Here is a 25,424-nt window from a genome sequence, read left to right as displayed (position 1 = left end):
ATGAACAGTTATAACAGGATATGCTCTACCGGGACTTTTACCGTTAATCCTGAATCTAACTGTACTTGAACATCTTCTTTCTTGATGTCCAGGACAACACCTGCAACAGGCGATTTACCTAGTTTGACACTCACGCGTTGATTTGGTTTCAACTCAGTCAGTGTTGCCGGGGTTAAATCCTTTGCCTCAACCTGTGGCTTAGCCGCTTTTGGCGCTGGTTTGTTACTACGCTTAGGCAGTGGCTTCTTGAAGGCTTTCTTCTCTGGCTTAGGACCAGACTTATCTGTCTTCTCTGCTGCCGCTTTCGCCGCACGCTTTGCCTTAGCCTTCTCTTGGCTCTCCTTCAGTGTAGCCTGTGCATGGTCGATATGCTCTTGCTCCAGCTCGCCACACTCGTTGCCGTCGAGATCGACACGCTGTGCCCCAGCCTTAACCCCTTTCAGGTAACGCCAGCTACTGGTGTAACGGCGTAAGGCGATTCTTAATTGCGTTTTACTGACTTTAGAATCATCAGCTAACCTTTCAGCCAAGTCTTGAAACAATCCTATTTTTAGAGGCTTAGTTTCACCTTCAGCGATAAAGCATAAAGGAAATGTTTCATATAAATACGCAAGAATTGCGTTGGTGTCGGTCAACTTTTCTGTTGATTCCATCATTACTTCCACAGTTTAAAAGGGACTACCACCTCGCCGGGTTAACGTCGGCACTGGCGTGTCGTTCATATTGGTTAGACATCGGGTCGCTTATTTGCCTCAGGGCGGCGACCACACAATCCAACATACCTTATCAATTACAGTCAATAAACGCCATGTATTCATTTCAACTAATGAAAAATGTCACGGCGTGTTTTTGAATTCATCAAGCGGCCTATTATAAGGGCGCGCCAGACGAAAGCGACCATCAATTGTGCAAAATTGGTTGTAGTTTAAGCAAATAAAGCCTTTTCCAGACTTTTTACGCAGGACTCTAGCCCCAATTGATCCGCCTCGTCGAAACGAGAGAATGAAGGGCTATCGATATCGAGCACGCCGATCACCTGACCGTCGCGGCGCAGCGGGATGACAATTTCCGAGTTACTAGCGGCATCACAGGCGATGTGGCCGTCGAAGGCATGGACATCTGCGATGCGTTGGGTGGTGTTACTCTGGGCCGCAGTGCCGCAAACCCCTTTACCCATAGGAATACGGGTACAGGCCACTTTCCCCTGGAAGGGGCCCAAAACCAGTTGTTCACCTTGCAGCATATAGAAGCCGACCCAGTTAATATCATCCAGATGCTCGTTAAGCAGCGCCGAGAAGTTCGCCATCGCGGTAACGAGATTGTCTTCGCCGCTAAACAGGGCTTCAACTTGACGGGTAAGCGTCGTATAACAAGGTGTACTCATACAAATTTCCTAACAATTTATGTTTTCGTTTCAGCTTTTGATTCTGCTTTTTTCGCAGGTTTCTTAGCCGGTGCAGCCTTTGTCACTGCGCCACCTTTTAAGAGTCCCATGAGCTGATCTTTATGTTCTGCCATGTAGAAACAGAGTTGTTCCAATGCATTTTCATCTAAGCCTAAATCAACTTGCTCGATAAAAGGAAGAAGATTATCCGCGATATCGAGCATCTTATCGTAGGCATCCGCCTCCTTCTTAGATGTGAATGTCATCTTCTCCACCCCTTCTCTGACTACGACAAATTTCGTTATAACTGCCATATCCGCCCTCACACTGTTTTTATATACAGTTGTAGAATCTCATAAATACAACTTCTTATGCAAGTCTCAAACTTTATCTGTTAGAATCTGCGCAACTATTGGCTCCGGATTTGGGAGCCACCTTATTAGGGCCTGTTGATCTTTCAAGTTTAATTTTTGTTCAATCTAAACGCGTTTTGCGCGAGGCGAGAGTCATGAAGCATAGTTACTCTATGTGAATGGCGAGCAACAAAGTGCAGCGCGCGTTTAGATGAACCCGTTGGGCAGCTTTTGTAGGCCATTTCTACTGCGTTATCGCCCGTTGGTGTAGAATACTACACAACACAGGCTCTGCCTTGTATAAACCACCTACAAATTGCTGCAAAAACAAACAGCAAAGATCAATAGGCCCTAGGTATTTCAATAGATTGACTATAGTAATATCTTATAGGCAATAGATTACTGGTCTATATCAAGAAATTTGCACTCTTGCTATGGCCTTAGATGACAGGAAGCGCCCCAGAACAGATATGAAAACAGAGGTGTTAGATAAGAGTATCGTTCTCTGCCGTGCTTGCGATCTGGTCGTGAGAAAACGCGCTTTGCCAACGGGTGTGCGGGCCCTCTGCCCTCGCTGCCACACTAACCTCTATGATACCCCTTACTGCTCCATCAACGGCATGTTGGCCCTGTGTATCACGGCGCTGGTGCTCTATTTTCCCGCTAACTTTTTCCCAGTGCTGGAGATGCACTTCCTGGGCAGTATTCGTACCACTACCATAGCCGGCGGCGCCATGGCCGTTGCCTCCCAGGGCTATTGGGTGGTGGGCATCGCCGTATTAGTTGCAGCGGTGATTGCCCCCGGCCTGCTTATTCTATCGATTCTGACCCAAGTACTTATTGTCAAATACCGACTCAAGGTACCCTTCTTTCGCAACATCTATAAGAAGCTACTGAAACAGCACAGCTTATTGGCCCAGCTCTCCATGCTGGAGATCTATATGATCAGCATCTTCGTCTCGGTATTTCAGCTCTCCGATTACACCGACCTCTATTTCGGTATCGGCACCTTCTGTTTCACCATGCTGTTTATCATGGTGATCTTCATGCAGCGGGAATATGACATAGAACATATGTGGAGTGTGCTGGATGAGTAAGCTCAGCAGGCCTCCCCAGGGCGAATCATTGGGGCTAACCAACTGCCCCACCTGCAAGTTCCTCTGCCATCTGGAACAGGGTAACTGCCCGCGCTGCGGACAGGCGGTGCAGAGCCGGGATCGCACCAGCGTACAGAAAAGCTGGGCGCTGCTGATCACCGCCGCCATCTTGCTGTTTCCGGCCAACCTCTACCCCATCACCATCATGACCAGTCAGGGGCAGGTACGCCAGGACACCATCTTCAGCGGCATCAACCATCTGGTGCATCTAGACCTATTACCTATTGCCATTATTCTGTTTACCGCCAGTATCTTAGTACCCATGTTGAAGATTTTTGGTCTGGCGCTCTATCTTACAGCGATCAGCTATCGCCTGCCGATCTCAAAAAGGACACTCATGGCCGGCTTTCATATCATCGAATGGATAGGCCGCTGGTCCATGCTGGATCTGTTTGTGATCTCCATTACCGCGGCGCTCATTAACATGGGACAGATTTGGGATGCTAAACCGGCGCCGGCAGCCACCGCCTTTGCCTTGGTGATCCTGCTGACACAACTGGCCGCAAAAGTATTAGACACGCGTTTACTCTGGGACCGATTGGAATCGAAAGATGACACAAATTGAAACACCAAAAGTCGTTAAGAAAAAACTCTTCTCTCCCATCTGGCTACTTCCCCTGATCGCCTTGGCGTTGGGGGCCTGGCTGGGTATCAAGAGTATTCGCGAATCCGGCGTCGAGGTGCGCATTCATTTCCCCAGCGCCACGGGGATAGATGTGGGTAAGACACTGGTCAGGTATCAGGGCCTCACCGTGGGTAAGGTTGTTGATATCAGTATCGACGACCAGCTTCAGGGCGTTTACGTAGATCTGCTGATGGATTACCGCTCAACACCTTTCCTGCGCGATGAGACCAAGTTTTGGTTGGTAACCCCAAAGGCCTCGATCACCGGCGTCGAGGGGCTAGACGCCCTCTTCTCGGGCAATTATATCGCCATTCAACCTGGCGAAGGGGATTACAAAAACGAATTTACCGCCGAAGATCAGGCCCCGCCTGTGGCGCCAGGCTCAGACGGCTTGATGATAGAACTCACCAGCGCATCGCTTGGCTCCTTAGATGTGGGCTCCCAGGTGTTTTATCGTCAGATCCCGGTTGGCAAAATAGTCAGCTACCGCCTGGTGAACGACGACAGCATCCTCTTCAATGCCTATATAGAGAAAAAATATGCCCATCTGGTGAAGCAAGACTCACGCTTCTGGAACGTCTCGGGCCTAGCGCTGGACGCCTCGCTCTCAGGCATCAAGGTCAAAACAGAGAGCCTGTCGGCTATCCTCGCCGGCGGCGTCAGCTTCTCATCCCAGGGCAGCAGCGAACAGGCTAGCGTCAATCAGACTTTCACCATCTTCGAAGATAAGGAACATGCCCTCGGTGGCATCACCTTTAGCCTCACGGCCGACGATGCCGATAGCCTAAGCACGGGCGCCGACATCGTCTATCGCGGCATCAGTATCGGCCAGATCACCCAGACTCATCTAACCGACTCGGGTGTGCGCTTCGATGCCAGCATCGCCACCCAATACGCCGAGCTGTTAGGCACAGACAGCCAATTCTGGCTCGAAGGCGCCGAACTTTCCCTCAGCGGCATCAAGCATGCCAGCCGCCTGGTGACTGGCAATGTGGTAGCCTTCCTACCGGGCAGCGGCGAGCACCAGACCAGCTATCCACTGCTGGCCAAGGCACCGCAACACTCGCAATCGCCACTCATGCTCAGCCTAAACGCCGAGGAGAACCCGGGGATCAGCGCCGGCGCCGAAGTGCGCTATAAACAGCTGCCCATAGGTCAGGTAGATAGTGTCGAGTTCAAACCTGACTATTCGGGTCTCGCCTACCGCATCCAGATCTGGCCCGAGTTTGCCAAGCTTATCCATCAGGGGAGCTACTTCGTTGCTGAATCGGCCCTGGCCATCGATGCTTCGCTTGATGGCGTGAGCGTAAACACAAGGGATCTGACCACACTCACCAAGGGCGCCATCAGCCTGGTACAGGGCCGCAGCAAGAAGACGGTTAACCCTAAGGCAAATCTCCCGCTATTTGCCAACGCTAAGCAGGCCGAGAGCTATCTCGCCAAGCAGAATCGCCTCAAGATAGTGCTGAGTAGCCCAGATGGTGCCGGTCTCGCCGCCCACTCCCCCATCTACTACAAGAAGATGCAGATCGGTGAGGTGCAGGGAGTCAACTGGCGCGGCAGCAGCGAAGACTTTGCCATCGAGCTGGGTATCGACAAGCAGTTCGCCTCTCTGGTTAAGCCAAGCACCATCTTCTGGCGTAACAGCGCGCTAAGCGTCGATGCCAGCCTCAATGGCGTTAAGGTTGACGTGGCGCCGCTGGAAGGCGCATTAAAGGGTAGCGTCTCCCTTGGACTGCTGGAACAAGATGATATCGGCAATCAGAGCCACCTCTATGGCTCAGAGACCTTGGCCCGCGCCAAGGCAACTCCCATTAGCATAGAGTTCGATGCCAGCACCCGACTGAGCAGTCACGCACCTATCCGCTATCAGGGGCACCAGATTGGCGAAGTGGAGCGGGTCAAGCTGTCACAGGACTTACACAGCGTCAGTGTGGAAGCCTACCTCTATGGCGACTACGCCGCGCCTTTCCTGGCAGACGATGCCCAGTATTTTATCGTCGATGCCAACATCTCGCTTTCCGGCGTCTCCGCCGCCGAAACCCTGATCACTGGCCCCTATGTGTCCGTGCTACCAGGCCAGAGTGGCAATCAGGTGCATGACTTTATGGGCAGCGTCGAATCGCCCACCTTGTTGAATCAGGAAGCGCTCACCTTCACCCTGGTGGATGACAATCTGGGCTCGGTCAAGATAGGCACGCCTATCATCTTCCGCGGCATTAAGATTGGCGAAGTCAAACAGGTGCAACTCTCGGCTACGGGCACTCAGGTAGAGATGACGGCGCAGATTGCCAAGGGCTATAGCCACCTGGTCAACCAAAGCAGCAAGTTCTGGGATCTCTCCGGCATCAAGGTAGATCTCGGCCTCTTCTCCGGCGCGCAGATAGAAACCGGCTCCCTTGAGACCATTATCGCCGGCGGTATAGGCGTGGCGACTCAATCCCCCACCACAGCCAATAACCGTATCGGCCAGCATCAGGTCTTTAGCCTGCAGAGCAAACTGGATCCCACTTGGCTAAAATGGGCGCCAAATCAACAAAGTCCTAACTAGGCCTCTCTATTATTGAGAGACAAGGCGTCACTTTGGTGGCTATGCTATTAGTAGCCACCAGATTTGCGAGCCGCCATCCAGACCAGCTTACCCAGGAGTCGATATGAGCAAAGATTTGCTGCGCGAAGCCGCAATCAATCTCAAGAGAGCCGTCCCCTTGATGTTAAAGCATCAGATCCCGACGACACCCACCAACTATGCCCTCTGGTACGCTTACGTAGGTCAGCAAAATCCCGAACTCATCACCAAGATGGACAGGATAGTCAATGAGTACAACACCTGTCCGCCGGTCACTGCCGAGCTGCTTTACCGCGAACATATTGCCGATCCCAACGAGGTCAACGTGCTCAACATGCGCCAGAATCTCGAGGCCATGACCATAGAGCTGTCGCAATCGATCAAGGATACCAACCAGGATGCCACCGTCTTTCAACAGCGGGTCGACAGTAACTTCAACCGCCTCAATCGCATCGAGGAAGAGGGGCTGAGCTTGGAGAAGGTATTGGGGCTGGTGCGGGATCTGGTGAAGGAGTCAGACGACATTCGCCAGAGTACAGAGTATTTTACCGGCCGCCTCGACAAGGCTCAGGAAGAGATCGCGGCGCTTAGAGAAGCGCTGAAACGCTCAGAGCAGGACGTCTATCATGACGCCCTCACAGGTGCCCTCAACCGCCGCGCCTTCGACCAAGATCTCAAGGGCCTGCTGGCTCAGTCCCCCGAAGGCACCTGCCTCATCTTGGCCGATGTGGATCACTTCAAGAGTTTTAACGACACCTATGGCCATCATCTAGGCGACAATGTGTTAAAGGCGGTAGCTAAGCGCCTCAACGAGTCTTGCCGCGACGGGGTCAAGCTCTACCGCTATGGCGGCGAAGAGTTTGCCTTAATCGTGCCAAACAGCCATCAACGCAAGGCGCGCCATCTGGCCGACGCCATGCGTCGAACGCTTGAGAAGATCTCCCTCAAGGACAGACGCAAACATCAGACAATCGATAAGGTCAGCGCCTCGTTTGGGGTGAGCGAATGGCAGGCGAAAGACACCTTCGAGTCGCTCATCGAGCGCACAGATAGCTTCCTCTATGACGCCAAACGCCTGGGGCGAAATCGGGTGATGCCGCTCTGATCCCGATTCGATGAGCACTGATCGCTAATCTGAGAGTGCCAATCCCTAATCTGAGAGCGCTAAAGGCTAATCTGTGAACGTTAGTCACTAGGATTGCAGTCGCCCCGATTGCTGACGTAACTGAGCTGACTGATATCGCTGGGGCGACTGAGGTAAATTAGATAACTCAGTTTCCTCAGAGATAATCGGCGCTTCCGGCGATGCGGGCAGACGCGTTGCCAGCGCCTGCTCTCCCGCCTTATCCCCTGTCTTCTCTCCCGCCTTTTCTCCCGCACCCTCACTACGCATGGGCTCGGCGATCACCACGAAGCGCTGACGACTCTGGCCGCCCAGGCTGTCGAAGGGATAACAGGTGACTAAGGTCAGACGCAGCGCATCTTCTTGGGCAAGCAGCGCGGTGTCTTGCTCATCCACCACCTTAGTCCCCAGCACCCGATAACTTATGGTCTCTGCCGAGGCATCCTGCAGGGCGATCACCTGACCCGGATAGATCCCCTCGAGTCTGGCGAAATGAGTGTCCCTGTGACCGGCGATAACCGTGTTGCCCCAATGATTGATCTGATTATCCGCCAGGATGGCGGCGGGTCCGAAGGCCAGATTGCGCCCGGAGGCACCCGCCAGCACATACAGCGGCGCGCCGCGACGCCGCCCCTGCTCGTCCTCAAAGTGCAGCTTGGCGATCGGGTAGGTATCGGCCCAGCTCCAGGGCTTATGGGCCTTGCGATCCGCTAAGGTTCTGTCCCATGCCCGCTCAATCAGGAACTGGGCAAAATGTGCCTTGGCTTGCATATAGCCTCCTTTAAAGATCAGTGTCATCGCCGCCATCAAGGCGGTCAGAAGCAAAACATGCCTGAGTCCCAGGCGTCTACGACGATTCATCATCAGGCCTCCAAGCGTCTGCGCCAAAGCCCGCGCAGACAGGGCAGATAACTCACCCAATAGGCGCCGATCAGCAGTAGCATCATGGCGCCCAGTGCCAAGTAGAGACGACTCTCGGTGGCGGTCTGCGGCCACTGATTTTGCATCGGCATAGGGGCTGGTTTAAACAGCTCCATGGCATCCATCGCCTCGGGGCGTGATGGCGTCCTATCCACAGCCACCAGGCTGGTGTAAGGGCTAACCAGGTGATAATCCATCGCCAATCGGGTCACGCTCTCTTTTATCGCCCCTTGATTCTTGGCGTTTTTACTCAGCTGCAGGCTGGCTATCTGGTTACGCGCCCAGATAAGATCTATCCCTCTGGGCTTATCGCCCCCCGTCAAGGCAAGGCGGTGCTGCCAGTTCTTGCCATCGAGATCGCCCGAGATGATCAGGGCATCGCTGCGCGCCCGCTGCGCGGGCGTGAGTCGCAGTGCCACCATGATGGGCTCATGGGCATAGAGATCGCCTATCTGCACCGGCCAATAATCGGGAATCGAACCATCGTCCAGCGTCAGAGTCACATCGCTGATCTGCGGCGATTCAATCTTCTCCAGCAGCTCACCTATCTTGGCATCCACCTCGCTTATCTTACCCACATAGGTGTAAGTGCCCCGCCCCGCCCTGGCCGCGCGCTCCATAAAGTAGCCATTGGGCGCCGCGCCTATGCCCACGGTAAACAGCCGCTGGCGGCCGATATTGGCGGCGATCAGCGCAAACAGTGAGGCCTCATTGCCCACGGCGCCGTCTGTGATAAATACCACCTGCTTCAAACGCTCTGCCGATGAGATGGGCGACACGCGGGATTCTGGCTGACTCAAGGCCCGCAGCAGCGCCGGGGCCATCTCGGTGCCGCCATCGGCCTCCAGACTCTGCACGAACAGATTGGCCTTGCCCAGGTTGGCGGCCGTGGCTGACAAGGCTACCGGCGACAGGCTGCGCACGCTGCTATCGAAGGCGATCACATTGAAGGTATCCTGACTGCCAAGACCGGCTAAGGCATTTAAGATGGCCGACTTGGCCTGGGCGATCGAATCTCCCGTCATTGAGCCCGAGGTGTCGATCACCAGGGTCAGCTCTCTTGGCAGGCGCACCCTCGCCTTATCCTGGGGCGGCATCAGCATTACCAGGGCGTAACTGTCCTTCGCCTCTTTATCACTCGCTTGCGCCTCTGCCGCTTGATTCGCTTTCGCTTCGCTCACCGCCTCATCATTGCCTGCCGGTGAAGGTGCATGGGATTCCTGGTTCTTGAATTCGTGATTCTTGAGTTCGTGAGTCTTGCCTAGCTGAGCAAACATCACGGCGCTTGGCTGCTCGGCAAGCAGCGGGCGCCACTTAAGCAGAAAGTCGCGATCGGGTCGCAGGTTGGCTGTGAGATTGAGCCCTATCTTAGTACCGCCAAGCTGGGTTTGGCGCATCTGATGATAGGGGGTCTCCAGTCGGCTGATGGCCATGCCAGCATCCAGTACCACATCCAGATAGAGCTTCTGCTCATCGCTCTGTGCCCCCTCATTAAGGGCGTTAAGTCCTTGTGCATCGTCAACTGATGCTTGTTCTAAGTCTAGAGCCTGCCCCTTGGGAAAGTATCTCGGGGTGATGGCCGTTGGAAAACGCAGGCTGAACTCGCCATCTTGATAACGCACCTGCTGCTGATAGGCAATCTCCACCACCAGTGCCTCGCCCGGGCCCAGATTCGCCACCTCTGAGGTGAAAATATTGGGTCTTTGCTGACTCACCAGGCTGGCCTTCTTGCCGCTGGCCTTTGCCTGTTCGAAGGTTTGCCTCGCTACAGCCTTGGGCTGGATCTCACCGATTATCACCCGCTGGCCGATATGCAGCTTGAGGCTGTCGACCGCCGCATCGTGAGGCAGCGGAAATTGATAGCGGCCATTGAGCCAATGCTCGCTGTCGTTCACAAACACCTGCTTTACCGACACCCGATTGATCCAACCAGAGATATTCATCTGCACCTGGGTATCCACGGCAAGGGCCGTGGCGGGCACCTCGCTCGTTAGCTGAACGCCATCTAAGCGATACTCGATCAGCCCCTGGCCTAAAATGGGCTCATCGGCGGCGGGCAGATCGAAATGGTGCAGCTGCTCACCATATTTCGCAGCCGTCACATTGACACCGGCCGGTTGCCCCATAAGCGCGAAGGCGGGAGCAGTCGAACCAATCGCGCTAACGCTGAACACCAAGGCGGCGAGCACCAGACGCTGGCGAGAAAAAAGCGCCCCCCTCGGGGGGCAAAGGTCAGTCTGGTTCATCCTGAGACGCGGGCGTGGCAACATCTTACTTCTCCTTTTACGCGTTGCTTCATGGTGCGGGATCTAGTTAGATGCCAGGGCGGTATCGCCAGGCAGCAACTTGATGGTGACGCGGCGATCGAAGAAGTCATTTTCGAAGCTCTGTTCATCCTTCACCGGCGCGCTGGCACCATAGGCCTTGGCATCCAGACGGGCCTCATCTACGCCTCTGGATACCAGGTAGCTTCTCACCTCGGCTACGCGCTGCTCGGACAGGGCCTGGTTGTAGCTACTGTCGCCGCGGCGATCGGCGTAGCCGGTGAGATCTAATTTCAGTTGCGGCGAGATCGCCATGGCATCGGCCACCTCGTTGAGCAGGCTCTGAAAGTGTGGCTCGACGGTAGATGATCCCGTCTTAAACTGGACGTTGAGCCCCAAGGCCAGCTCTTCCAAACGGGTCCCTTGATGCTGTCTAAGCTGTGCCAGTTCCACCTTGGCCTCTTGATACTCCTGCTGCACCGTCAGCAGCGCTTCATTTTGCTGCTTGAGCGCCATCATACGGCTCTCCTGTTCGGCTAACGTGGCCTGCTGCTGTTTGATCTCGCTGTCGTTGGCTACCGTCTGGCCTATCATGCCGCCGGTGAAGGCGCCGATAATCGCCCCCACAGGGCCGGCAACCACGGCGCCCAGCACTATGCCAGAGCCCACACCGATAAGCGCCTCTTCATCGGCCGAGCTGTTACTTGTACTTTGAGTCGCTTGAGTTGCGGGGGCAGCGAAAGCCATTGAGCTGCCAAATAACGAAACACTGATTAATGCGGCAATGATCTGCTTCTTCATGGGAAAATCCTCAAGTTGACATGGATTGGTGAATAAGAACCCTGTGGTTCCTGTCGATGAGGTCATTAAACCTGAGTGAAATGGCAAGTCCGGGGTGCAAAAATGACGATGCGCAGACCAAATGTGGCAAGAAAATGGCTTTTACCCCGAGCCACTTTTCTCCCGAATATTTTGCTGTATAGTCACACTCCAGAAACCCTAAGCTGTAATGGATGGATCATGAAGCGTATTGCAATAGTTGAAGATGAGGCGGCTATCCGCGAAAACTACAAAGAGGTGCTGCAGCAGCAAGGCTACTTTGTGCAGGCGTACGCCAACCGCCCCAGCGCCATGGAGGCCTTCAACACGCGTCTGCCTGACTTAGCAATCATCGACATCGGCCTGGAAGATGAGATAGATGGCGGCTTTACCCTGTGCCAGTCACTCAGAGCCATGTCGAACACCCTGCCTATCATCTTTCTGACCGCCAGAGACAGTGACTTCGACACCGTCTGCGGCCTGAGGCTGGGCGCCGACGACTATCTGAGCAAGGATGTCAGCTTCCCCCATCTGATCGCCCGCCTCGCGGCGCTATTTCGACGCTCGGACATCCAAAATGGTGCCAACCCACAAGATGGCATGATAGAACACGGCAACCTGACCATAGATGTCAACCGCATCCAGGTGTACTGGAAGCAGCAGCCTATCGAGCTGACGGTCACCGAGTTTTGGATGGTGCACGCCCTGGCCAAACGCCCAGGCCATGTACGTAGTCGCCAGGCGCTGATGCAGGACGCCAAGATCTATGTGGATGACAGCACCATCACCTCCCACGTGAAGCGGATCCGTAAGAAATTTATCAGCCAAGACCCAGAATTCGATTGCATAGATACCGTCTACGGCATGGGCTACCGCTGGGATACCCAAGACTAAGCATGTTTAATCTGCCCATCGGCCTGCGCACTAAGGTCGCCGTACTCTCGCTGTTCCTGCTCTGCCTGCCCTGGCTTGGCTATCAATATGTGTGGGAGATGGAGAAATACCTGCGCCACGGCCAGGAAAAGACCCTGGAAGGCACCACCCAGGCCCTGGCCACCGCCCTGCATGAACGTCCCAAGCTGTTCGACAAGCAGGCGAGCTTCTTGTCACAGGTGAAGAAGGGGCGGGATCTCTACGCCTATCCCCTAACCGGCCCTATCCATCTGGATGGCAAGCTGGGCGAATGGGCCTCTAACCGCCACCGCGCGGTGACCTATGGCGCCGATCACCAGCTATTCAAGGCCGATGACGGCAAGCCACTCAATATCAGTTTCACCCATATGGTGGGCAAGTATGCCGGCTACCTCTATGGCTATTTCGAGGTGACAGATCCTAAGGTGATCTACCGCGGCACCAACAGCCTGCGCATCGACAACAATGATCACTTGGCCATCGCCACCCTGGCGCCCGACGGCCAGTTCCGCCGTTATATCGTCGCCACCATACGCGACGGCTGGATCAGCGCCTTCGAGCTGCCAGCCGATCCCCGCAAGTCCCAGCCAGTCACCCCAGAGGTGCGCATCCAGGGCAAATGGCTGAAGACAGATAAAGGCTACAATATCGAGCTGAGGATGCCGCTTGAGATGGTGGGCAGCAAGCTGGGCTTTGCCATCGTCGATGTTAACGACAGAAAAGTGCGTAACGTCGAGGCGATCGTCGGCACCTCGGCCACAGATGATGTCACCAAGCTGGGGACGGTTCTGGTGCCTTCGCCGGAGATCGAAAGCATCATCAAGGGGATGAGCCACAACAGCTCGCGGATCTGGGTGGTGGATCGTCACGGCCGGGTACTGGCGAAATCCGGCGACATCTACAGCAGCACCAATGTATGGGCGCAGACGGCAACCGAGCAGACACCGGATACCTTCTGGGGCCGCTTCAAGCAGCAGTTCCTGCACCCGCTCTACTATCGCATTTTGACTACGCCGCCTAAGCATTTCGTCGACTCGCTCAAAGACTCTACCGTGCTGGAGGGTAGCCATATCCGTAAGGCCCTGGCCGGTCAGTTTGGCTCCACCTGGCGCCTCAGCCCAGATGGCAAGGCGGTGATCCTCGCCGCCGCCAGCCCTATCTGGATCGACGATACCGTGATGGGCGTAGTGATCGCCGAGGAGACCACCCACGGCATTCGCACCCTACGCAACAAGGCGCTGGAGAAGCTGTTTAACGTGATCCTGACCGTGATGAGCATGGGCACCCTGGCGCTCTTCTTCTTCGCCTCCAGCATCTCCAGTCGCATTCGTAAGCTAAGGGACGATGCCGAGCAAGCGATCGACAGCCAGGGCCGGATCAGAAAGGCGATTGTCGGCTCTAAGGTGCGCGACGAGATAGGCGATCTCAGCCGCAGTTTCGCCAGCATAGTCGGCCGACTAAGCCAATATACCCACTATCTGGAGAACATGTCGTCGCGCCTCGGTCATGAGCTGCGCACGCCGGTCGCCGTGGTACGCTCGTCACTCGAGCACCTCAACAGCCAGGATCTGCCGCCGCAACACCAGAAGTATGTAGATCGCGCCCACGAAGGGGTGAGCCGCCTCAACATGATCCTCAACAACATGAGCGAGGCCACCCGTCTCGAAGAGGCGCTGACCGACGCCGAGGTGGACAACTTCCCCCTCTCCAAGGTGATCTCAGGTTGTATGCAGGGCTATCAGATGACCTATGCCAATCAGGTATTTGAGCTGGAGATAGACAAAGACCCCATGACCATGCGCGGGGTGCCTGAGTATATCGCCCAGCTGATGGACAAGCTGATCGCCAACGCCATCGAGTTCAGCCAGAGTGATACGCCGATTAAGGTGTCGCTCAAGGCCAAGGGCCGACAGGCACTGCTGAGCGTGAGTAACCTGGGGCCTTCGCTGCCCGCCAACATGGGCGAGCAGATCTTCGAGTCCATGGTGTCTGTGCGCGCCCAGAAGGCACAGGACAAGCCTCACTTGGGGCTGGGGCTCTATATCGCCCGCTTGGTCACCGATTTTCACAAGGGCAGCATACGCGCCGAAAACCTGATGCAGGATGGTCAGGCCACCGGCGTGGTTATCCATATCCGTCTGCCGCTGGAGGCGCAGTAACCTCCACACTAAAAGGGAAAACACTCCAATAAATCTCACTTTCATTTAGCCGTATAGATGTTAAGATGGCTGCATTGAGTTGCCAACACGAGAGTATGGGATGAAAAGAGAGACCAAGATAGTCAGCGTCGGCCGCGACAAGAAGTGGAGCAAGGGAGTGATCAACCCGCCGGTGTTTCGCGCCTCCACCGTGGTGTTCGACACCATAGAGGATATGCGTCATGCCACCAAGAACCGCGCCAACGGCGAGATGTTTTATGGTCGCCGAGGCACCCCAACCCACTTTGCCTTCCAGGCGGCCATCGCCGAGCTCGAAGGCGGCGTAGGCACCGCCCTCTACCCTTCAGGTTCGGCGGCCATCTCAGGCGCCCTGCTCTCCTTCCTCAAGGCGGGTGATCATCTGCTGATGGTCGATACCGCCTATGAACCGACCCGGGATCTGTGCGACAAGCTACTCAAGGGCTTCGGCATAGAGACCACTTACTATGATCCCCTCATAGGTGATGGCATAGAGGCGCTTATCCGCCCCAATACCAAGGTACTGTTTCTCGAATCTCCGGGCTCCATCACGCTAGAAGTGCAGGACGTGCCGACTCTGAGCGCCATCGCCCATCGCCACAACCTGGTGGTCATGCTGGATAACACCTGGGCCTCACCCATCAACTGCCGCCCCTTCGAGCTGGGGGTGGATATTTCAATCCAGGCGGCGACCAAATATATCGTCGGTCACTCGGATGTGATGCTGGGAACCGCCACCGCAAACCAGGCTCATTGGGACCAGCTCAGAGAAAACAGCTACCTCATGGGCCAGTGCACCTCGGCGGATGATATCTATCTCGCCAGTCGCGGCCTGCGCACCCTGGGAGTACGCATGGCCCAGCATGAGAAGAATGGCCTCGAGATCGCCAACTGGCTGGCCACACGCCCAGAGGTGGATCATCTGCGCCACCCCGCCTTTGCCTCCTGCCCCGGGCATGAGTTCTTCAAGCGAGATTTCAGCGCCTCTAACGGCCTCTTCTCCTTCGTGCTCAAACGCGGCAACATCAAGGCGATCACTGCCTTCGTCGAAGGCATGCATCACTTCAAGATGGGCTTCTCCTGGGGCGGCTACGAGAGCCTGATCTTGGGCGTATTTGGCATCGACAAGCTGCGCACCGCCACCCAGTGGGACAACAGCAAGCCGCTGATCCGCCTGCATGTGGGCCTGGAAAATCCTGAAGATCTCATCAAAGATCTTGAGGCCGGCTTCGCCCGCTACAACGCGGTATTGGATGGCCAGAGCGACTAGCGCCTCGCCTGAATAAGCGTGGGGATTAACCATAAAAAACGCCGTCAGATGACGGCGTTTTCTTTGTTTTGATTACCTGCAGGTTTTTCCGATTCACGCTAGTGAGTCGCAGGCGCTTGCCAGGCCTGGGTACCATACAGGGGCACGGTTGACAGGCTGTGCTTATGGCTGCCATCTGTCTCCTTGGTGGAGTATGAGAGATAGATCAGCGTCTGGCTGTCGGCGTCATAGATGCGTCTCACCTTGAGGGATTTGAACAAGATACTCAGTGAGGCCTTAAACACCACCTCGCCGCCGTGGCTCTTGTCGATATTGGCGAGATCCGCAGGCAAAATCGGTCCGGTCTGACGGCAGGCGATCCCCATATCCGACGGATCGGCAAAGTCCAGATTCGCCTCGATACGACTGATATGACAGGTCACGCCGGGGATCTTAGGATCTTGCCTGGCCTCGATGATCACATCCTTGGTGGTAAAGACCCCCAGGCTCACCTTGCCTACATCATCGCCGCAGCCCGCCAGCAGGCTTGTTGCTGCGACAAACATGATTCCAATCCAAGCTTTCATCTTCATTCCTTTTTGCCTTGTTGTCTCGTTGTTTTGTGGTCTTATTGCCTTAACGCCCTAACACCTTATTGCGTTAGCCAAAAACCTTTTGCGCCCAGCGGGTTAGTCCGGCGGTCACACTGCCAAAGTGGTCACCGACCACTATCTCAGTCTCAGGATACATCTGGGCAATCTTCTGGTAAATCGCCGGGCTCTTGGCCGTACCGCCAGTGACATAGATAATATCGGCCTGCGCCTTATCTGTTGCCTTATCTGTTGCCTTATCTGTTGCCTTATCTGTTGCCTTAGCCATCGCCTCCGCCATTAAGGCTTGGATCAAGCCCACAGGCTGAGCGATCGCATCAACGAAGCCTTGCTGATCGACTTCGGCTGTCAGCGCCGCATCGACATAGTCCAGACTCGATTGAGTGGCCACATTATCTGACAGGGCAATTTTCGCCCCCTCGGCGCTGCGGACCAATCGATAGCCGAGCTGATCACGCTGCACCTTGAGCAGGCGCGACAGCAGATCCGAGCGCTCGGCATCCTTGATCAGTTCCTCGATCATCTTGCGGGTCGTCAGGCTGGCAAAGTCACGCTGTGCGCTAATATCGTTAACCGCAACCGCATTCCAAAAGGGTTGGCTTGGCACAGGCAGGCCATTGACCATCTGAGACCCCAGCCCAAGGTGAGGCATGAAAGCCTTCATCGCCAAGGCGATATCCAGATCGTTACCGCCAATACGCTGGCCGCTGTGACCCAGAAAATCCTCGCTGCGATCCGCCTTAGCGATATGAGAGGGCCCCATCTTTACCACAGAGCAGTCTGTGGTGCCGCCGCCCACATCCACCACCAACACTGTCTTGTCCTGGCTCAGACTGGCCTCGAAATCCATACCCGCCGCCAGGGGCTCGAACAGGAAACTTACCTCGATAAAACCGGCCCGTTTGGCCGCCAGCGCCAGGATGGCTTCGGCCTGACGGTTGCTCTCCTCGCCGCCTATCCCCTGAAAGTTGACCGGGCGACCGATCACCGCATGGGTGGCTCTTCCCTTAGCCCCCAACTGCTTATCCGCCAAGCTCTTGATATGCATCATCATCAGGGTGACGATATCTTCAAACAGGGCTATTTGATCCGCTCGCAGACCGGTTGCGCCCAGGAAAGACTTGGGCGAGCGCACATAGAAGCCCTCTTCGGGCATCTCAAGATAATGGGCCACCGCCTGCTCACCGACAAACACCGCCTGCTCATCGCCGTCGAGATCCAGCGCCTGACGGGCATGACGGGCACGGCTCAACTGCGCCGAGCGTAGCTTGGCATAATCAGCCTTCAATTCACCAGCTAGCTGCTGATAGACGGCCTCGGCAATCAACTCTCGGTCGAAAGCATATAGGGTCGATACCAGGTAGTGAGAATCCCCCGCCAAGGGCAGCAGCTGCACCCTTTCACCATCCATAATACCGACGGCGCAGTTGGCGCTGCCATAATCGAATCCAACAAACATGCAAAGCGCTCCCGCCCATGAAAAAGCCGAGCAAAATAACACACTCAGCATAAAAGACAAGCGGCCGACTCAAATACCTACCACCCAAGCACCGACAAAAGCGCCCGCCAATGCCGACGCAAATATCGCCCATGGGAAATCGACTAAACTTAAAGGGATATTGGGAGTCGTTATGCACTGTTTAAACCGACGTTCACTGAGTGTTATCCTCCTGCTCTTGCTAATCGCGCTGAGCCTGGGTAAGAGCGTGTCGGCCGCAGAGGAAAACAGTGAGTCCGCGCGGCAAACCACGCCCCAATCCATCCCCCTGCTGCAATTTAGCGGCGCCATAGGCCCTGCCATAGGCGAATACCTAAGTGAGGAGATAGACCACGCCAATCGCCTGCCGATTGAGCAGCGACCCGAGCTTATCATGATAGTGCTAGATACCCCCGGGGGGCTGGTCACCAGTCTCAGAAGCATCAATCAGGCGATCCTCGCCTCCAAGATCCCAATCGCCTGTCTGGTAGCCCCGCCAGGCGCCAGGGCGATGAGCGCCGGCACCTATATGCTCTATGCATGTCATATCGCCGCCATGGCCCCCGCCACCACGCTAGGCGCGGCCACGCCAGTGCAGCTTGGAATGCCCTCGTCACCCCAGGACTCTGGTTCGGGTTCGGGTTCTGGGTCTGATCCCAAAGAATCTGGCTCCCAGGATAGAGCAGCACAAAAGGATGGTGCTGGTCAGTCTACTCCCGAGTCAACGCCAAAGGACAACAAGGATGCCATGGCCCACAAGGTGCTCAACGATGCGGTGGCCTATATTCGCTCACTGGCTAACCTGAGAGGCCGGAACGTCGAGTTTGCCGAGCGCGCCGTTATCGATGCCGCCACCCTCACCTCAGATGAGGCACTGGCCCAAAATGTGATCGACCTGATGGCAGCCGATCCCCAAGAGTTAGTTGCCAAGCTCGAAGGGTTTAGCGTGGTGGTGGATGGCAAGGCTAAGCGCCTGTCCCTGGCCGGGATGCGTCTAACGCCCCATCAGCAGAGCTGGCGCAATCGCGTCATCGCCACCATAACCGATCCCAACATCGCCTATATCCTGATGTTGATCGGTATCTATGGTCTGCTGCTGGAGTTTTACAGCCCTGGCATAGGCGTCGCCGGCATCACCGGCGGCATCGCCCTCTTGGTCGCCCTCTACGCCTTTCAGCTGCTGCCGGTCAACTACGCGGGGCTTGGACTGATCCTGCTGGGTATAGCCCTCATCGTCGCCGAGTCCATGGTGCCCAGCTTCGGCATTTTGGGCCTGGGTGGTATCGCGGCCTTCGCCCTGGGCTCGCTGTTTCTTATCGATGCAGAGGGCGGCGATCTCTCCATCTCGCTGCCGCTTATCGCCGCGGTGACGGTCACCGCCTCGGGCTTCTCTCTCTGGGTGCTCTCCAGCCTGTGGAAGGCGCGTAAGGCCGCCAACGTCAGCGGTGACGATCTGCTCATCGGCGCCAGCGCTCGAGTGGTGAAAGGCTTCGAAAAGTACGGCCTGGTCACCCTGGGCGGCGAGTGTTGGCAGGCCAGATCCGATACCCAGACCCAGACGGGCGAGACGGTTGTCGTACTTGGGCGCGACAAACTTACCCTTATCGTTACCCCTGCGGCGACGCTGCCCGATTCAGACAATCCTTAGGAGGTTTATATGGAAGCCTTAGCCTACAATACCCAGCTCTTCTTCGTCGCCCTCGTCTTCCTGCTAGTGTCGTTGCTGATCAGCACCTTCAAGATCCTGCGGGAATATGAACGCGGGGTGATCTTCATGCTGGGGCGCTTCTACCGGGTCAAGGGCCCAGGCCTCATCATAGTGATCCCTCTGGTGCAACAGATGGTGCGGGTGGATCTGCGCACCGTGGTGATGGATGTACCGACTCAGGATGTGATCAGCCGCGACAACGTCTCCGTGCAGGTCAATGCGGTGATCTACTTTCGGGTGATAGATGCCCAGAAGGCGATAATCAATGTGGAGGATTTTCTGCAGGCCACCTCACAACTGGCGCAGACCACACTGCGCTCGGTACTCGGGCAACATGAGCTGGATGAGATGCTGGCCAATCGCGACATGCTCAACACCGATATTCAGTCTATCCTCGACAGCCGCACCGACGGCTGGGGGATCAAGGTCTCTAACGTGGAGATAAAACATGTGGATCTCAACGAGACCATGGTGCGCGCCATCGCCAGACAGGCAGAGGCGGAGCGGATCCGTCGCGCCAAGGTGATCCACGCCTCGGGCGAGATGGAGGCCTCGGCCAAGCTGGTAGAAGCGGCGCAGAACCTTAAAAAGTCGCCCAACGCCATCTTGCTGCGTTACCTGCAGACCTTGACAGAGATCGCCGGCGAGAAGAATTCGACCATCCTCTTCCCTCTGCCGATGGATCTCCTCAAGGGAGTGCTAAACCGGGTTAGCGACCAGGAAGAGACCCCGGCAAAGAAAACGGAGGACTAATGACCGAAACGGGTCGCCTCGAAGCGGTTAAGCAGCAGATGCACCAAGTAACAGGCCATCAGGGTCAGCACGATGGCGCCTAAGATACTCGCGCCGCGATAGAGGCTGCTGTAGATGAGATCGTTAGCCGGCGTCAGGTTTTGCCCATAAAGGGTCCCCATGGTGGTCATGGCGCCGAATCCCACCCCAGAGCCCATCGCCTCGGTCACATGAGCCTGACTGAACAGCAGGGTCACCAACCAGAACAGCGGCAACAGGAGCACCAGCTCGTGAGCCCAGGTATAGAGCAGCAGCTGCATCAAGAGACCACAGGCCACCCCGAGAATGGTACCTACGGCGCGGCGTCTGGCATATCCCAGGGCGCCGTTCCAGTGCATGGGAAAGAGTAACAACAATGTCGTCGCCTGGGCCGCCAGAGAATCACGCAGATCAAACACCTGAAACACGGCGAAGGAGATGGTGGCGATAGTCGCCCCCATCAGCGCCTCGTGACGCATGCGATGGGGCGCCTTAGGCATGGCAGCCATAGGCGCCCGTGCATCGACGTCGGGAAACAGGTACATCATCAGGTAGGCAATAAGCACGGAAAAACCACAGCCCATGAAGTTATTGATCGCCAGCTCGGTCAAATCAGTATCCGGGTAGCTGGCAAAGTGCAGCATGATGCTCAGGCTGATCACCCCTGTGGCGCCAAACAGAAACAGGCTGCCGCGGGACATGCAGGCAAAACGATAGAGAAACAGCAAAAAAGCGACCATGGACATCACTATCGGGTGCGAGCCCAAATACTCGGCCAGCAGCGCCACCTCAATGATGGCGATGGCGGACGAGGCCATCACCTGCCGCACCGCATGCAGCGACATCTTAGGCAAGACCCCCAGCATCAACATGGGCAGAACGGTAAAGAAGACCCCATAGTTAAATTCCAGCACCTTGCAGCTGAGAAAGCCCAAGGTGGCGCCGGTCGCGATACGCAGACATTGGCGCAGATCGTTAGCGCTTAAGGGATGATGACGAATTAACACGCTTCGCCCCTAGTAGATGTAATGCAGCAGGCTGATAAACTTGATCTGCACCTTGGCAAACAGCTGATAGATAACATTGCTTGGCTGAAGCTGCACGGTTGCCTTGGCGCCGGCCGGCAGGGATATGGCCACATCGGGTGCCAGCTCCAGGTGAAGACGGAAACGTTGGGCATCTCGCACCCAACGGTTTGACTCGGTTGGCGTCGCCAGACGTCCATTGGCATCGAACTGGGCCTGACTCACACCGGCATCGACGCTGCTGACGCTCGCCTGAAACAGCTCACCAGGGCGACCATCGAAGGCCACCAGCGCAGTCGCGCCCGGGACTATGTGACGCAGGTTCTTCTCACGAAAATCGGCGATCACATCCACATTATCCAGCAGCAGCGCCATGACGGGCGTCGACTGATTCACCATGTTGCCCGAGGCCAGCTGCACGTTGGTGACCACACCATCGTGTTCTGCGCGGATCTGGGTATAACTCAGGGCAAGTCGCGCCTGAGACAGACGATTCTTGGCCTGACGCAGCTTGAGGTTATCCTCGCCCGGTAATCCCCTCAGGGTCTTTACCTTAGCCAGCTGCGCCTTGGCGGCCAGCAGCTGGGAGCGACTGGCTTTCACCTCAGTTTGGGCCTGATCGATCATCTGCTGCGACACGCTCTGATTGGCATAAAGTGATTGAATACGTTTGGCCTCACGCTGCTTGAGCGCGTAGGCGATCTCTTTTGCGCTCACCTCGGCGGTCGCGGCGGCGATGGCTGAATCTAACTCGGCGTTATCTTGTCTCGCCTGCTCCAAAGCCAATTCGGCCTGCTCCTGGGCCAGCAGGAATGGGGTCGCGTCCAGGCTAAACAGCAGATCGCCCTGGTTCACCTTCTGGTTATTGGCGACCTGTACCGAGACGACTCGGCCACTCACCTGAGGCGCGACCTGGGTAATGGTGCGCGTCGCCATCGCCTGGGTGGTCAGCGGCATCTTAAGGTCGGCCACCAGGAAATAACCAAACAGCAGAATGAAGCCGATGCTGGCAAACTTAACTAAACGGGCAAATTGCTGATCCGGTGTCATGCTTTCTACTTTTCCTCTTTATCTGTGGCGGTGGGGTGTAATTTCTTTACGGCGTTTTCGCTGATACGGTTGAGCACAAATTCGAACGCTTCGAGCTGCTCTGGGCTAACTCCCTGATAAAGCTCGGCGCGCAGATCGATAATGCGCTGACGAATAAAGGCCAGCAGATCCTGGCCAGCCTGGGTTAAGGAGACGCGCCGCACGCGTTTGTCATGCTCGCAGCAGTGACGTTCGATAAGTGCCTGCTGCTCCAGCTGACTCAGGGTGCGCATCAAAGACGCCAGCTCTATCTCGAGGGCCTCGGCAAGATCTTTCTGACTGGTCTGCTGGCCCATGCGATAGAGCTTCCAAAGCACACTCCAGCGGCTATGGGTCAAGCCCAATGGGGCAAGCTCGGCATCGGCGACCATGCGCCAAAGCCTGGCGAGCCTAGCGACTCGCTCCGCATTGGACGATTCGGCCCAATCTCGATTTTCTGCTGCCATCTTGACCCTCCTCGAGGCATTGTGACGCAAACAAATATAATACTTAGCATGCTAAGCATTATATTTGTTTAGCAGGCTAAGTAAATGGTGAGATGAAAATAAATTACATCCAAGAACTGTGTCGCCTGACGCCCTCGCCCATCCAGATGCCTGAGAATAATGAATTTAGGTGAGTTAATAGGAAATAAGTGAAAACGGAAAAGCGAATTAGAAAAACTGAGGGGTAGAAGGTAGACGGTAGACGGTAGACGGTAGACGGTAGACGGTAGACGGTAGACGGTAGACGGTAGACGGTAGAAGTCTAAACAATGAAAACTATTGGATATAGCGGGTTTCTCGGCATATGTCACCGAAGAGAAAAGGACACAGGGCAAAGCTATAAAGACAAACAAGCTGATGGTCACCAGCAGCTAACGTCTTAATCAGCACCTAACGTCTTAATCAGCACCTAACGTCTTAGCCTGCACGGCGCTTGGTTCAGGGCAACTAGCTCAAACGCAGCTACTGACTTCTCTTCTACTCACCCAAATCAGTCAATCCAACGCAGCCAATAAAAAAGCGAGCATTGCATAACACAACACTCGCCTTTGCTTCTTACTCTGAATACATTGGCTCAGACTCTAAAAACTGAAAGGCTATCTACATCCTCGCCAATACTGCTCGTCAAGCAGACAGGTCGCCCGATGCAACTCATCTCTAGCAGCCCTTTAAGTATAGAAGCTGTTCTGGCTTTTCGCCCAAACAATCGTGCAGAAATCAGAGCCGATCAGTTAGCCTTCCTGGTGCTGGCGCTGTTTGCGCTCGACCTTGTCCTGACGGCGCGCCTCGATCACCTGCTTCACATCGCTTCCGATATGGCTCTCGCCGCGTGACTTGGCCAGTTGCACCTGACGCTCACGCTCGACGAAACGCTTGCGCTGCTTGTCAGACAACTTGTCGATGCAGTGTGGGCAGCTCACGCCTTGAACATAATGCTCGCTTTGTTTGTCTTCTTCGGTAATAGGCAGACGACAGGCATTACACTGGTCGTAGACTCCCTTTTCCAGCTGATGGTTGACCGACACGCGATTGTCGAACACGAAACACTCGCCTTCCCAGAGGCTCTCCTCGGGCTTAACCTCTTCCAGATACTTAAGCACCCCGCCTTCTAAGTGATACACCTCATCGAACCCCTGCTCTTTGAGGTAGGCGGTAGATTTCTCGCAGCGAATGCCGCCGGTGCAGAACATGGCGACCTTCTTGTGTTGCTTAGGATCCAGATTTTGCTTCACATAGTCGGGAAACTCCCTGAAGGTCTGGGTCTTAGGGTCGACCGCATTCTTGAAGGTGCCTATGTTGACCTCATAGTCGTTACGGGTGTCGATTAGCAGCACCTCGGGATCTGAGATCAGCTTGTTCCAGTCCTTAGGCTTCACATAGGTGCCCACCACCTTACAGGGATCTATGCCTTCGACTCCCATGGTGACTATCTCTTTCTTCAGCTTGACCTTAGTGCGATAGAAAGGCATCTCATCATCGAATGATAACTTGTAGACGATGTTATCCAGTCCTGGCTGGGCGTCTAACCAGGCCAGTAGACTATCGATCCCCGCTTGACTGCCGGCAACCGTACCGTTAATCCCTTCGCTGGCCAGCAGCAAAGTTCCTTTGATCTCTAAAGATTCCATCTCCTTAAGCAATGGCTGCTGCAGGGCTTCGAAGGCCGGCAGGGAGACAAACTTATATAACGCACATACTACAAACTGAGACATATCAACCTCTTAAACTGCTCGCTGAGGCTTAATCCCCAGTGCATGAATAGACGCGCTTTCAACCTAAGGATGACCATAAGTGACATGGCGCGCAAAATGGAGGCGAATTCTACCTAAATCACAGTTAAACAAACAGATAGAAAAAGTAAGGGTATTTATTACGCTTTGCACGGCCGCTTACTCAAAACGACTAAACGCCTTTCGGGGTTGCGATTTAGGGCAAAGCCATGAAGAATAGCGCCAGCAATCAAGGAGACCCCATGGCCTACCCCATATTATATTCGTTTCGTCGCTGCCCCTATGCCATGCGCGCCCGCCTGGGCCTCTTTCTCGCTGGCCAGGAGGTGGAGCTCAGAGAGATAGTCCTCAAACATAAGCCTGAGCCCATGTTAGCGGCCAGCCCCAAGGGCACTGTGCCTGTGCTTATCCTAGAAGATGGCAGCGTGATCGACGAGAGCCTGTCGATCATGCTGTGGGCGCTCGGTAAGAAGGCCAAAGAGGGAGATGACAAGACAGAAGCGCTGCTCCTCAGCCATGAGCCTGGCCAGCAACAAGCGGCCATGGATCTAATTAGTGAAAACGACAATGAATTTAAGCCCTGGCTGGATAAGTATAAGTACGCCGATCGCCATCCAGAGCAGACGCAAGAAGACTATCGTTCCCAGGGCGAGCACTTTATCGCCAGGCTGGAAGCCAGGCTGAACGAACATGCCCAGCTGATGGCAGACCTTCCAACCCTCGCCGACTATGCCATCTTCCCCTTCGTGCGCCAGTTTGCCCACGTGGATAATACCTGGTGGCAACACGCTCCCTACCCTAAGGTACGCGCTTGGCTCGCCAATCATATAGATAGCCCAGTCTTTACTGCCATCATGAAGAAATACCCCACCTGGCTCGACAGCGGTGAGAGCTTCTCACTGCTAGAAAACTAACCGGGAGCACACAAAAAAGGCGCCCTCAGGCGCCTTTTTCCTTCCTTATCTGTCTCTTCCG

The 25,424-nt window shown here is 55.4% G+C and carries 22 protein-coding genes; 10 read left to right on the top strand and 12 right to left on the bottom strand.

The genetic code is table 11. The features are described 5' to 3' along the window. Positions 1-8: 8 nt before the first annotated feature. The 3 genes from proQ to AYI87_RS01695 form a co-directional block, all read right to left on the bottom strand. Positions 9-653 carry an RNA chaperone ProQ gene (gene proQ, locus AYI87_RS01705; protein ID WP_144199413.1) on the bottom strand — a complete coding sequence of 215 codons (645 nt, stop codon included), beginning with the start codon at positions 651-653 and terminating at the stop codon, positions 9-11. A gap of 272 nt (positions 654-925) precedes the next feature. Then, positions 926-1,384: a GAF domain-containing protein gene (locus tag AYI87_RS01700; protein ID WP_011865598.1), complete on the bottom strand. Its 459-nt coding sequence runs from the start codon at positions 1,382-1,384 to the stop codon at positions 926-928. A 17-nt stretch (positions 1,385-1,401) separates the two neighbouring features. Next, the gene (locus tag AYI87_RS01695) at positions 1,402-1,698 is read right to left on the bottom strand and encodes a YebG family protein (protein WP_011865597.1); all 297 of its coding nucleotides are present in this window, start codon (positions 1,696-1,698) and stop codon (positions 1,402-1,404) included. 509 nt (positions 1,699-2,207) lie between these two features. On the opposite strand from AYI87_RS01695, the gene AYI87_RS01685 reads away from it, so the two are divergent. The 4 genes from AYI87_RS01685 to AYI87_RS01670 all read left to right on the top strand — a co-directional run bounded on the left by AYI87_RS01685 (position 2,208) and on the right by AYI87_RS01670 (position 7,193). After that, complete coding sequence (locus tag AYI87_RS01685; protein WP_186300531.1) at positions 2,208-2,834, top strand: paraquat-inducible protein A; 627 nt, start codon at positions 2,208-2,210, stop codon at positions 2,832-2,834. Next, positions 2,827-3,459 carry a paraquat-inducible protein A gene (locus AYI87_RS01680; RefSeq protein ID WP_144199043.1) on the top strand — a complete coding sequence of 211 codons (633 nt, stop codon included), beginning with the start codon at positions 2,827-2,829 and terminating at the stop codon, positions 3,457-3,459. The genes AYI87_RS01685 and AYI87_RS01680 overlap by 8 nt, the downstream gene beginning before the upstream one ends. Then, positions 3,446-6,070, top strand: a complete 2,625-nt coding sequence (locus AYI87_RS01675) for a PqiB family protein (RefSeq protein ID WP_144199041.1) — start codon at positions 3,446-3,448, stop codon at positions 6,068-6,070. The genes AYI87_RS01680 and AYI87_RS01675 overlap by 14 nt, the downstream gene beginning before the upstream one ends. Positions 6,071-6,173: 103 nt before the next feature. Beyond that, positions 6,174-7,193: a GGDEF domain-containing protein gene (locus AYI87_RS01670; RefSeq protein WP_144199039.1), complete on the top strand. Its 1,020-nt coding sequence runs from the start codon at positions 6,174-6,176 to the stop codon at positions 7,191-7,193. Between the two features lie 87 nt (positions 7,194-7,280). Here AYI87_RS01670 and AYI87_RS01665 read toward each other — a convergent pair whose 3' ends face one another. Genes AYI87_RS01665 through pdsO form a run of 3 tightly spaced genes read right to left on the bottom strand, consistent with a single transcriptional unit; the run spans position 7,281 to position 11,197 of the window. Further along, positions 7,281-8,075 carry a class GN sortase gene (locus AYI87_RS01665; RefSeq protein ID WP_260865046.1) on the bottom strand — a complete coding sequence of 265 codons (795 nt, stop codon included), beginning with the start codon at positions 8,073-8,075 and terminating at the stop codon, positions 7,281-7,283. Continuing rightward, a complete protein-coding gene (locus tag AYI87_RS01660; RefSeq protein ID WP_144199037.1) occupies positions 8,075-10,402 on the bottom strand; it encodes a marine proteobacterial sortase target protein in 2,328 nt (775 codons plus the stop codon). Before AYI87_RS01660 ends, AYI87_RS01665 begins: the two co-directional genes overlap by 1 nt. Positions 10,403-10,441: 39 nt before the next feature. Further along, positions 10,442-11,197, bottom strand: a complete 756-nt coding sequence (pdsO, locus tag AYI87_RS01655) for a sortase-associated OmpA-like protein PdsO (RefSeq protein ID WP_144199035.1) — start codon at positions 11,195-11,197, stop codon at positions 10,442-10,444. Between the two features lie 219 nt (positions 11,198-11,416). Between pdsO and pdsR the strand changes: the two genes are divergently transcribed. The 3 genes from pdsR to AYI87_RS01640 all read left to right on the top strand — a co-directional run bounded on the left by pdsR (position 11,417) and on the right by AYI87_RS01640 (position 15,574). Then, entirely contained in the window at positions 11,417-12,109 is a 693-nt protein-coding gene (gene pdsR / locus AYI87_RS01650) for a proteobacterial dedicated sortase system response regulator (protein WP_011865589.1), read from the top strand. Between the two features lie 2 nt (positions 12,110-12,111). Continuing rightward, complete coding sequence (gene pdsS / locus AYI87_RS01645; RefSeq protein ID WP_144199033.1) at positions 12,112-14,286, top strand: proteobacterial dedicated sortase system histidine kinase; 2,175 nt, start codon at positions 12,112-12,114, stop codon at positions 14,284-14,286. Positions 14,287-14,386: 100 nt separating this feature from the next. Continuing rightward, positions 14,387-15,574, top strand: coding sequence for a cystathionine beta-lyase (locus AYI87_RS01640; RefSeq protein WP_144199031.1), 1,188 nt, complete (start codon positions 14,387-14,389; stop codon positions 15,572-15,574). Between the two features lie 98 nt (positions 15,575-15,672). On the opposite strand, the gene AYI87_RS01635 is transcribed toward AYI87_RS01640, so the two are convergent. Together AYI87_RS01635 and yegD are read right to left on the bottom strand one after the other, a co-directional pair. Further along, positions 15,673-16,146 carry a CreA family protein gene (locus AYI87_RS01635; RefSeq protein WP_186300530.1) on the bottom strand — a complete coding sequence of 158 codons (474 nt, stop codon included), beginning with the start codon at positions 16,144-16,146 and terminating at the stop codon, positions 15,673-15,675. A gap of 67 nt (positions 16,147-16,213) precedes the next feature. Continuing rightward, positions 16,214-17,623: a molecular chaperone gene (gene yegD, locus AYI87_RS01630; protein ID WP_144199027.1), complete on the bottom strand. Its 1,410-nt coding sequence runs from the start codon at positions 17,621-17,623 to the stop codon at positions 16,214-16,216. A gap of 172 nt (positions 17,624-17,795) precedes the next feature. Here yegD and AYI87_RS01625 point away from each other — a divergent pair, with 172 nt between their 5' ends. Continuing rightward, on the top strand, positions 17,796-19,289 hold the full coding sequence (locus AYI87_RS01625; RefSeq protein ID WP_144199026.1) for an NfeD family protein: 1,494 nt from the start codon (positions 17,796-17,798) through the stop codon (positions 19,287-19,289). Positions 19,290-19,298: 9 nt separating this feature from the next. Beyond that, positions 19,299-20,102 carry a slipin family protein gene (locus tag AYI87_RS01620; protein ID WP_144199023.1) on the top strand — a complete coding sequence of 268 codons (804 nt, stop codon included), beginning with the start codon at positions 19,299-19,301 and terminating at the stop codon, positions 20,100-20,102. On the opposite strand, the gene AYI87_RS01615 is transcribed toward AYI87_RS01620, so the two are convergent. The 4 genes from AYI87_RS01615 to AYI87_RS01600 all read right to left on the bottom strand — a co-directional run bounded on the left by AYI87_RS01615 (position 20,099) and on the right by AYI87_RS01600 (position 24,431). Further along, positions 20,099-21,127 (bottom strand): DUF2955 domain-containing protein, encoded by a 1,029-nt coding sequence (locus AYI87_RS01615; protein WP_144199021.1) that lies wholly within the window; start codon positions 21,125-21,127, stop codon positions 20,099-20,101. The two genes, AYI87_RS01620 and AYI87_RS01615, sit on opposite strands and share 4 nt — an antisense overlap. Before the next feature lie 9 nt (positions 21,128-21,136). Beyond that, the gene (locus AYI87_RS01610) at positions 21,137-22,195 is read right to left on the bottom strand and encodes an HlyD family secretion protein (RefSeq protein ID WP_144199019.1); all 1,059 of its coding nucleotides are present in this window, start codon (positions 22,193-22,195) and stop codon (positions 21,137-21,139) included. Positions 22,196-22,200: 5 nt separating this feature from the next. Then, positions 22,201-22,680: a transcriptional regulator SlyA gene (gene slyA, locus AYI87_RS01605; protein ID WP_144199017.1), complete on the bottom strand. Its 480-nt coding sequence runs from the start codon at positions 22,678-22,680 to the stop codon at positions 22,201-22,203. A 770-nt stretch (positions 22,681-23,450) separates the two neighbouring features. Continuing rightward, the gene (locus tag AYI87_RS01600) at positions 23,451-24,431 is read right to left on the bottom strand and encodes a rhodanese-related sulfurtransferase (protein WP_144199015.1); all 981 of its coding nucleotides are present in this window, start codon (positions 24,429-24,431) and stop codon (positions 23,451-23,453) included. Between the two features lie 260 nt (positions 24,432-24,691). Between AYI87_RS01600 and AYI87_RS01595 the strand changes: the two genes are divergently transcribed. Beyond that, positions 24,692-25,363, top strand: coding sequence for a glutathione S-transferase (locus AYI87_RS01595; protein ID WP_144199410.1), 672 nt, complete (start codon positions 24,692-24,694; stop codon positions 25,361-25,363). The last annotated feature ends 61 nt before the right edge of the window (positions 25,364-25,424 follow it).

The sequence above is a fragment of the Shewanella sp. KCT genome (assembly GCF_007636505.1).
In the GTDB taxonomy this organism is placed as follows: domain Bacteria; phylum Pseudomonadota; class Gammaproteobacteria; order Enterobacterales; family Shewanellaceae; genus Shewanella; species Shewanella halotolerans.
This window is presented reverse-complemented; position numbering and strand designations above follow the sequence as displayed.

Coding starts and splice junctions, on each gene's coding strand:
- proQ (WP_144199413.1), bottom strand. CDS start 653: ATGGAATCAACAGAAAAGTTGACCGACACCAACGCAATTCTTGCGTAT.
- AYI87_RS01700 (WP_011865598.1), bottom strand. CDS start 1,384: ATGAGTACACCTTGTTATACGACGCTTACCCGTCAAGTTGAAGCCCTG.
- AYI87_RS01695 (WP_011865597.1), bottom strand. CDS start 1,698: ATGGCAGTTATAACGAAATTTGTCGTAGTCAGAGAAGGGGTGGAGAAG.
- AYI87_RS01685 (WP_186300531.1), top strand. CDS start 2,208: ATGAAAACAGAGGTGTTAGATAAGAGTATCGTTCTCTGCCGTGCTTGC.
- AYI87_RS01680 (WP_144199043.1), top strand. CDS start 2,827: ATGAGTAAGCTCAGCAGGCCTCCCCAGGGCGAATCATTGGGGCTAACC.
- AYI87_RS01675 (WP_144199041.1), top strand. CDS start 3,446: ATGACACAAATTGAAACACCAAAAGTCGTTAAGAAAAAACTCTTCTCT.
- AYI87_RS01670 (WP_144199039.1), top strand. CDS start 6,174: ATGAGCAAAGATTTGCTGCGCGAAGCCGCAATCAATCTCAAGAGAGCC.
- AYI87_RS01665 (WP_260865046.1), bottom strand. CDS start 8,075: ATGATGAATCGTCGTAGACGCCTGGGACTCAGGCATGTTTTGCTTCTG.
- AYI87_RS01660 (WP_144199037.1), bottom strand. CDS start 10,402: ATGTTGCCACGCCCGCGTCTCAGGATGAACCAGACTGACCTTTGCCCC.
- pdsO (WP_144199035.1), bottom strand. CDS start 11,197: ATGAAGAAGCAGATCATTGCCGCATTAATCAGTGTTTCGTTATTTGGC.
- pdsR (WP_011865589.1), top strand. CDS start 11,417: ATGAAGCGTATTGCAATAGTTGAAGATGAGGCGGCTATCCGCGAAAAC.
- pdsS (WP_144199033.1), top strand. CDS start 12,112: ATGTTTAATCTGCCCATCGGCCTGCGCACTAAGGTCGCCGTACTCTCG.
- AYI87_RS01640 (WP_144199031.1), top strand. CDS start 14,387: ATGAAAAGAGAGACCAAGATAGTCAGCGTCGGCCGCGACAAGAAGTGG.
- AYI87_RS01635 (WP_186300530.1), bottom strand. CDS start 16,146: ATGAAGATGAAAGCTTGGATTGGAATCATGTTTGTCGCAGCAACAAGC.
- yegD (WP_144199027.1), bottom strand. CDS start 17,623: ATGTTTGTTGGATTCGATTATGGCAGCGCCAACTGCGCCGTCGGTATT.
- AYI87_RS01625 (WP_144199026.1), top strand. CDS start 17,796: ATGCACTGTTTAAACCGACGTTCACTGAGTGTTATCCTCCTGCTCTTG.
- AYI87_RS01620 (WP_144199023.1), top strand. CDS start 19,299: ATGGAAGCCTTAGCCTACAATACCCAGCTCTTCTTCGTCGCCCTCGTC.
- AYI87_RS01610 (WP_144199019.1), bottom strand. CDS start 22,195: ATGACACCGGATCAGCAATTTGCCCGTTTAGTTAAGTTTGCCAGCATC.
- slyA (WP_144199017.1), bottom strand. CDS start 22,680: ATGGCAGCAGAAAATCGAGATTGGGCCGAATCGTCCAATGCGGAGCGA.
- AYI87_RS01600 (WP_144199015.1), bottom strand. CDS start 24,431: ATGTCTCAGTTTGTAGTATGTGCGTTATATAAGTTTGTCTCCCTGCCG.
- AYI87_RS01595 (WP_144199410.1), top strand. CDS start 24,692: ATGGCCTACCCCATATTATATTCGTTTCGTCGCTGCCCCTATGCCATG.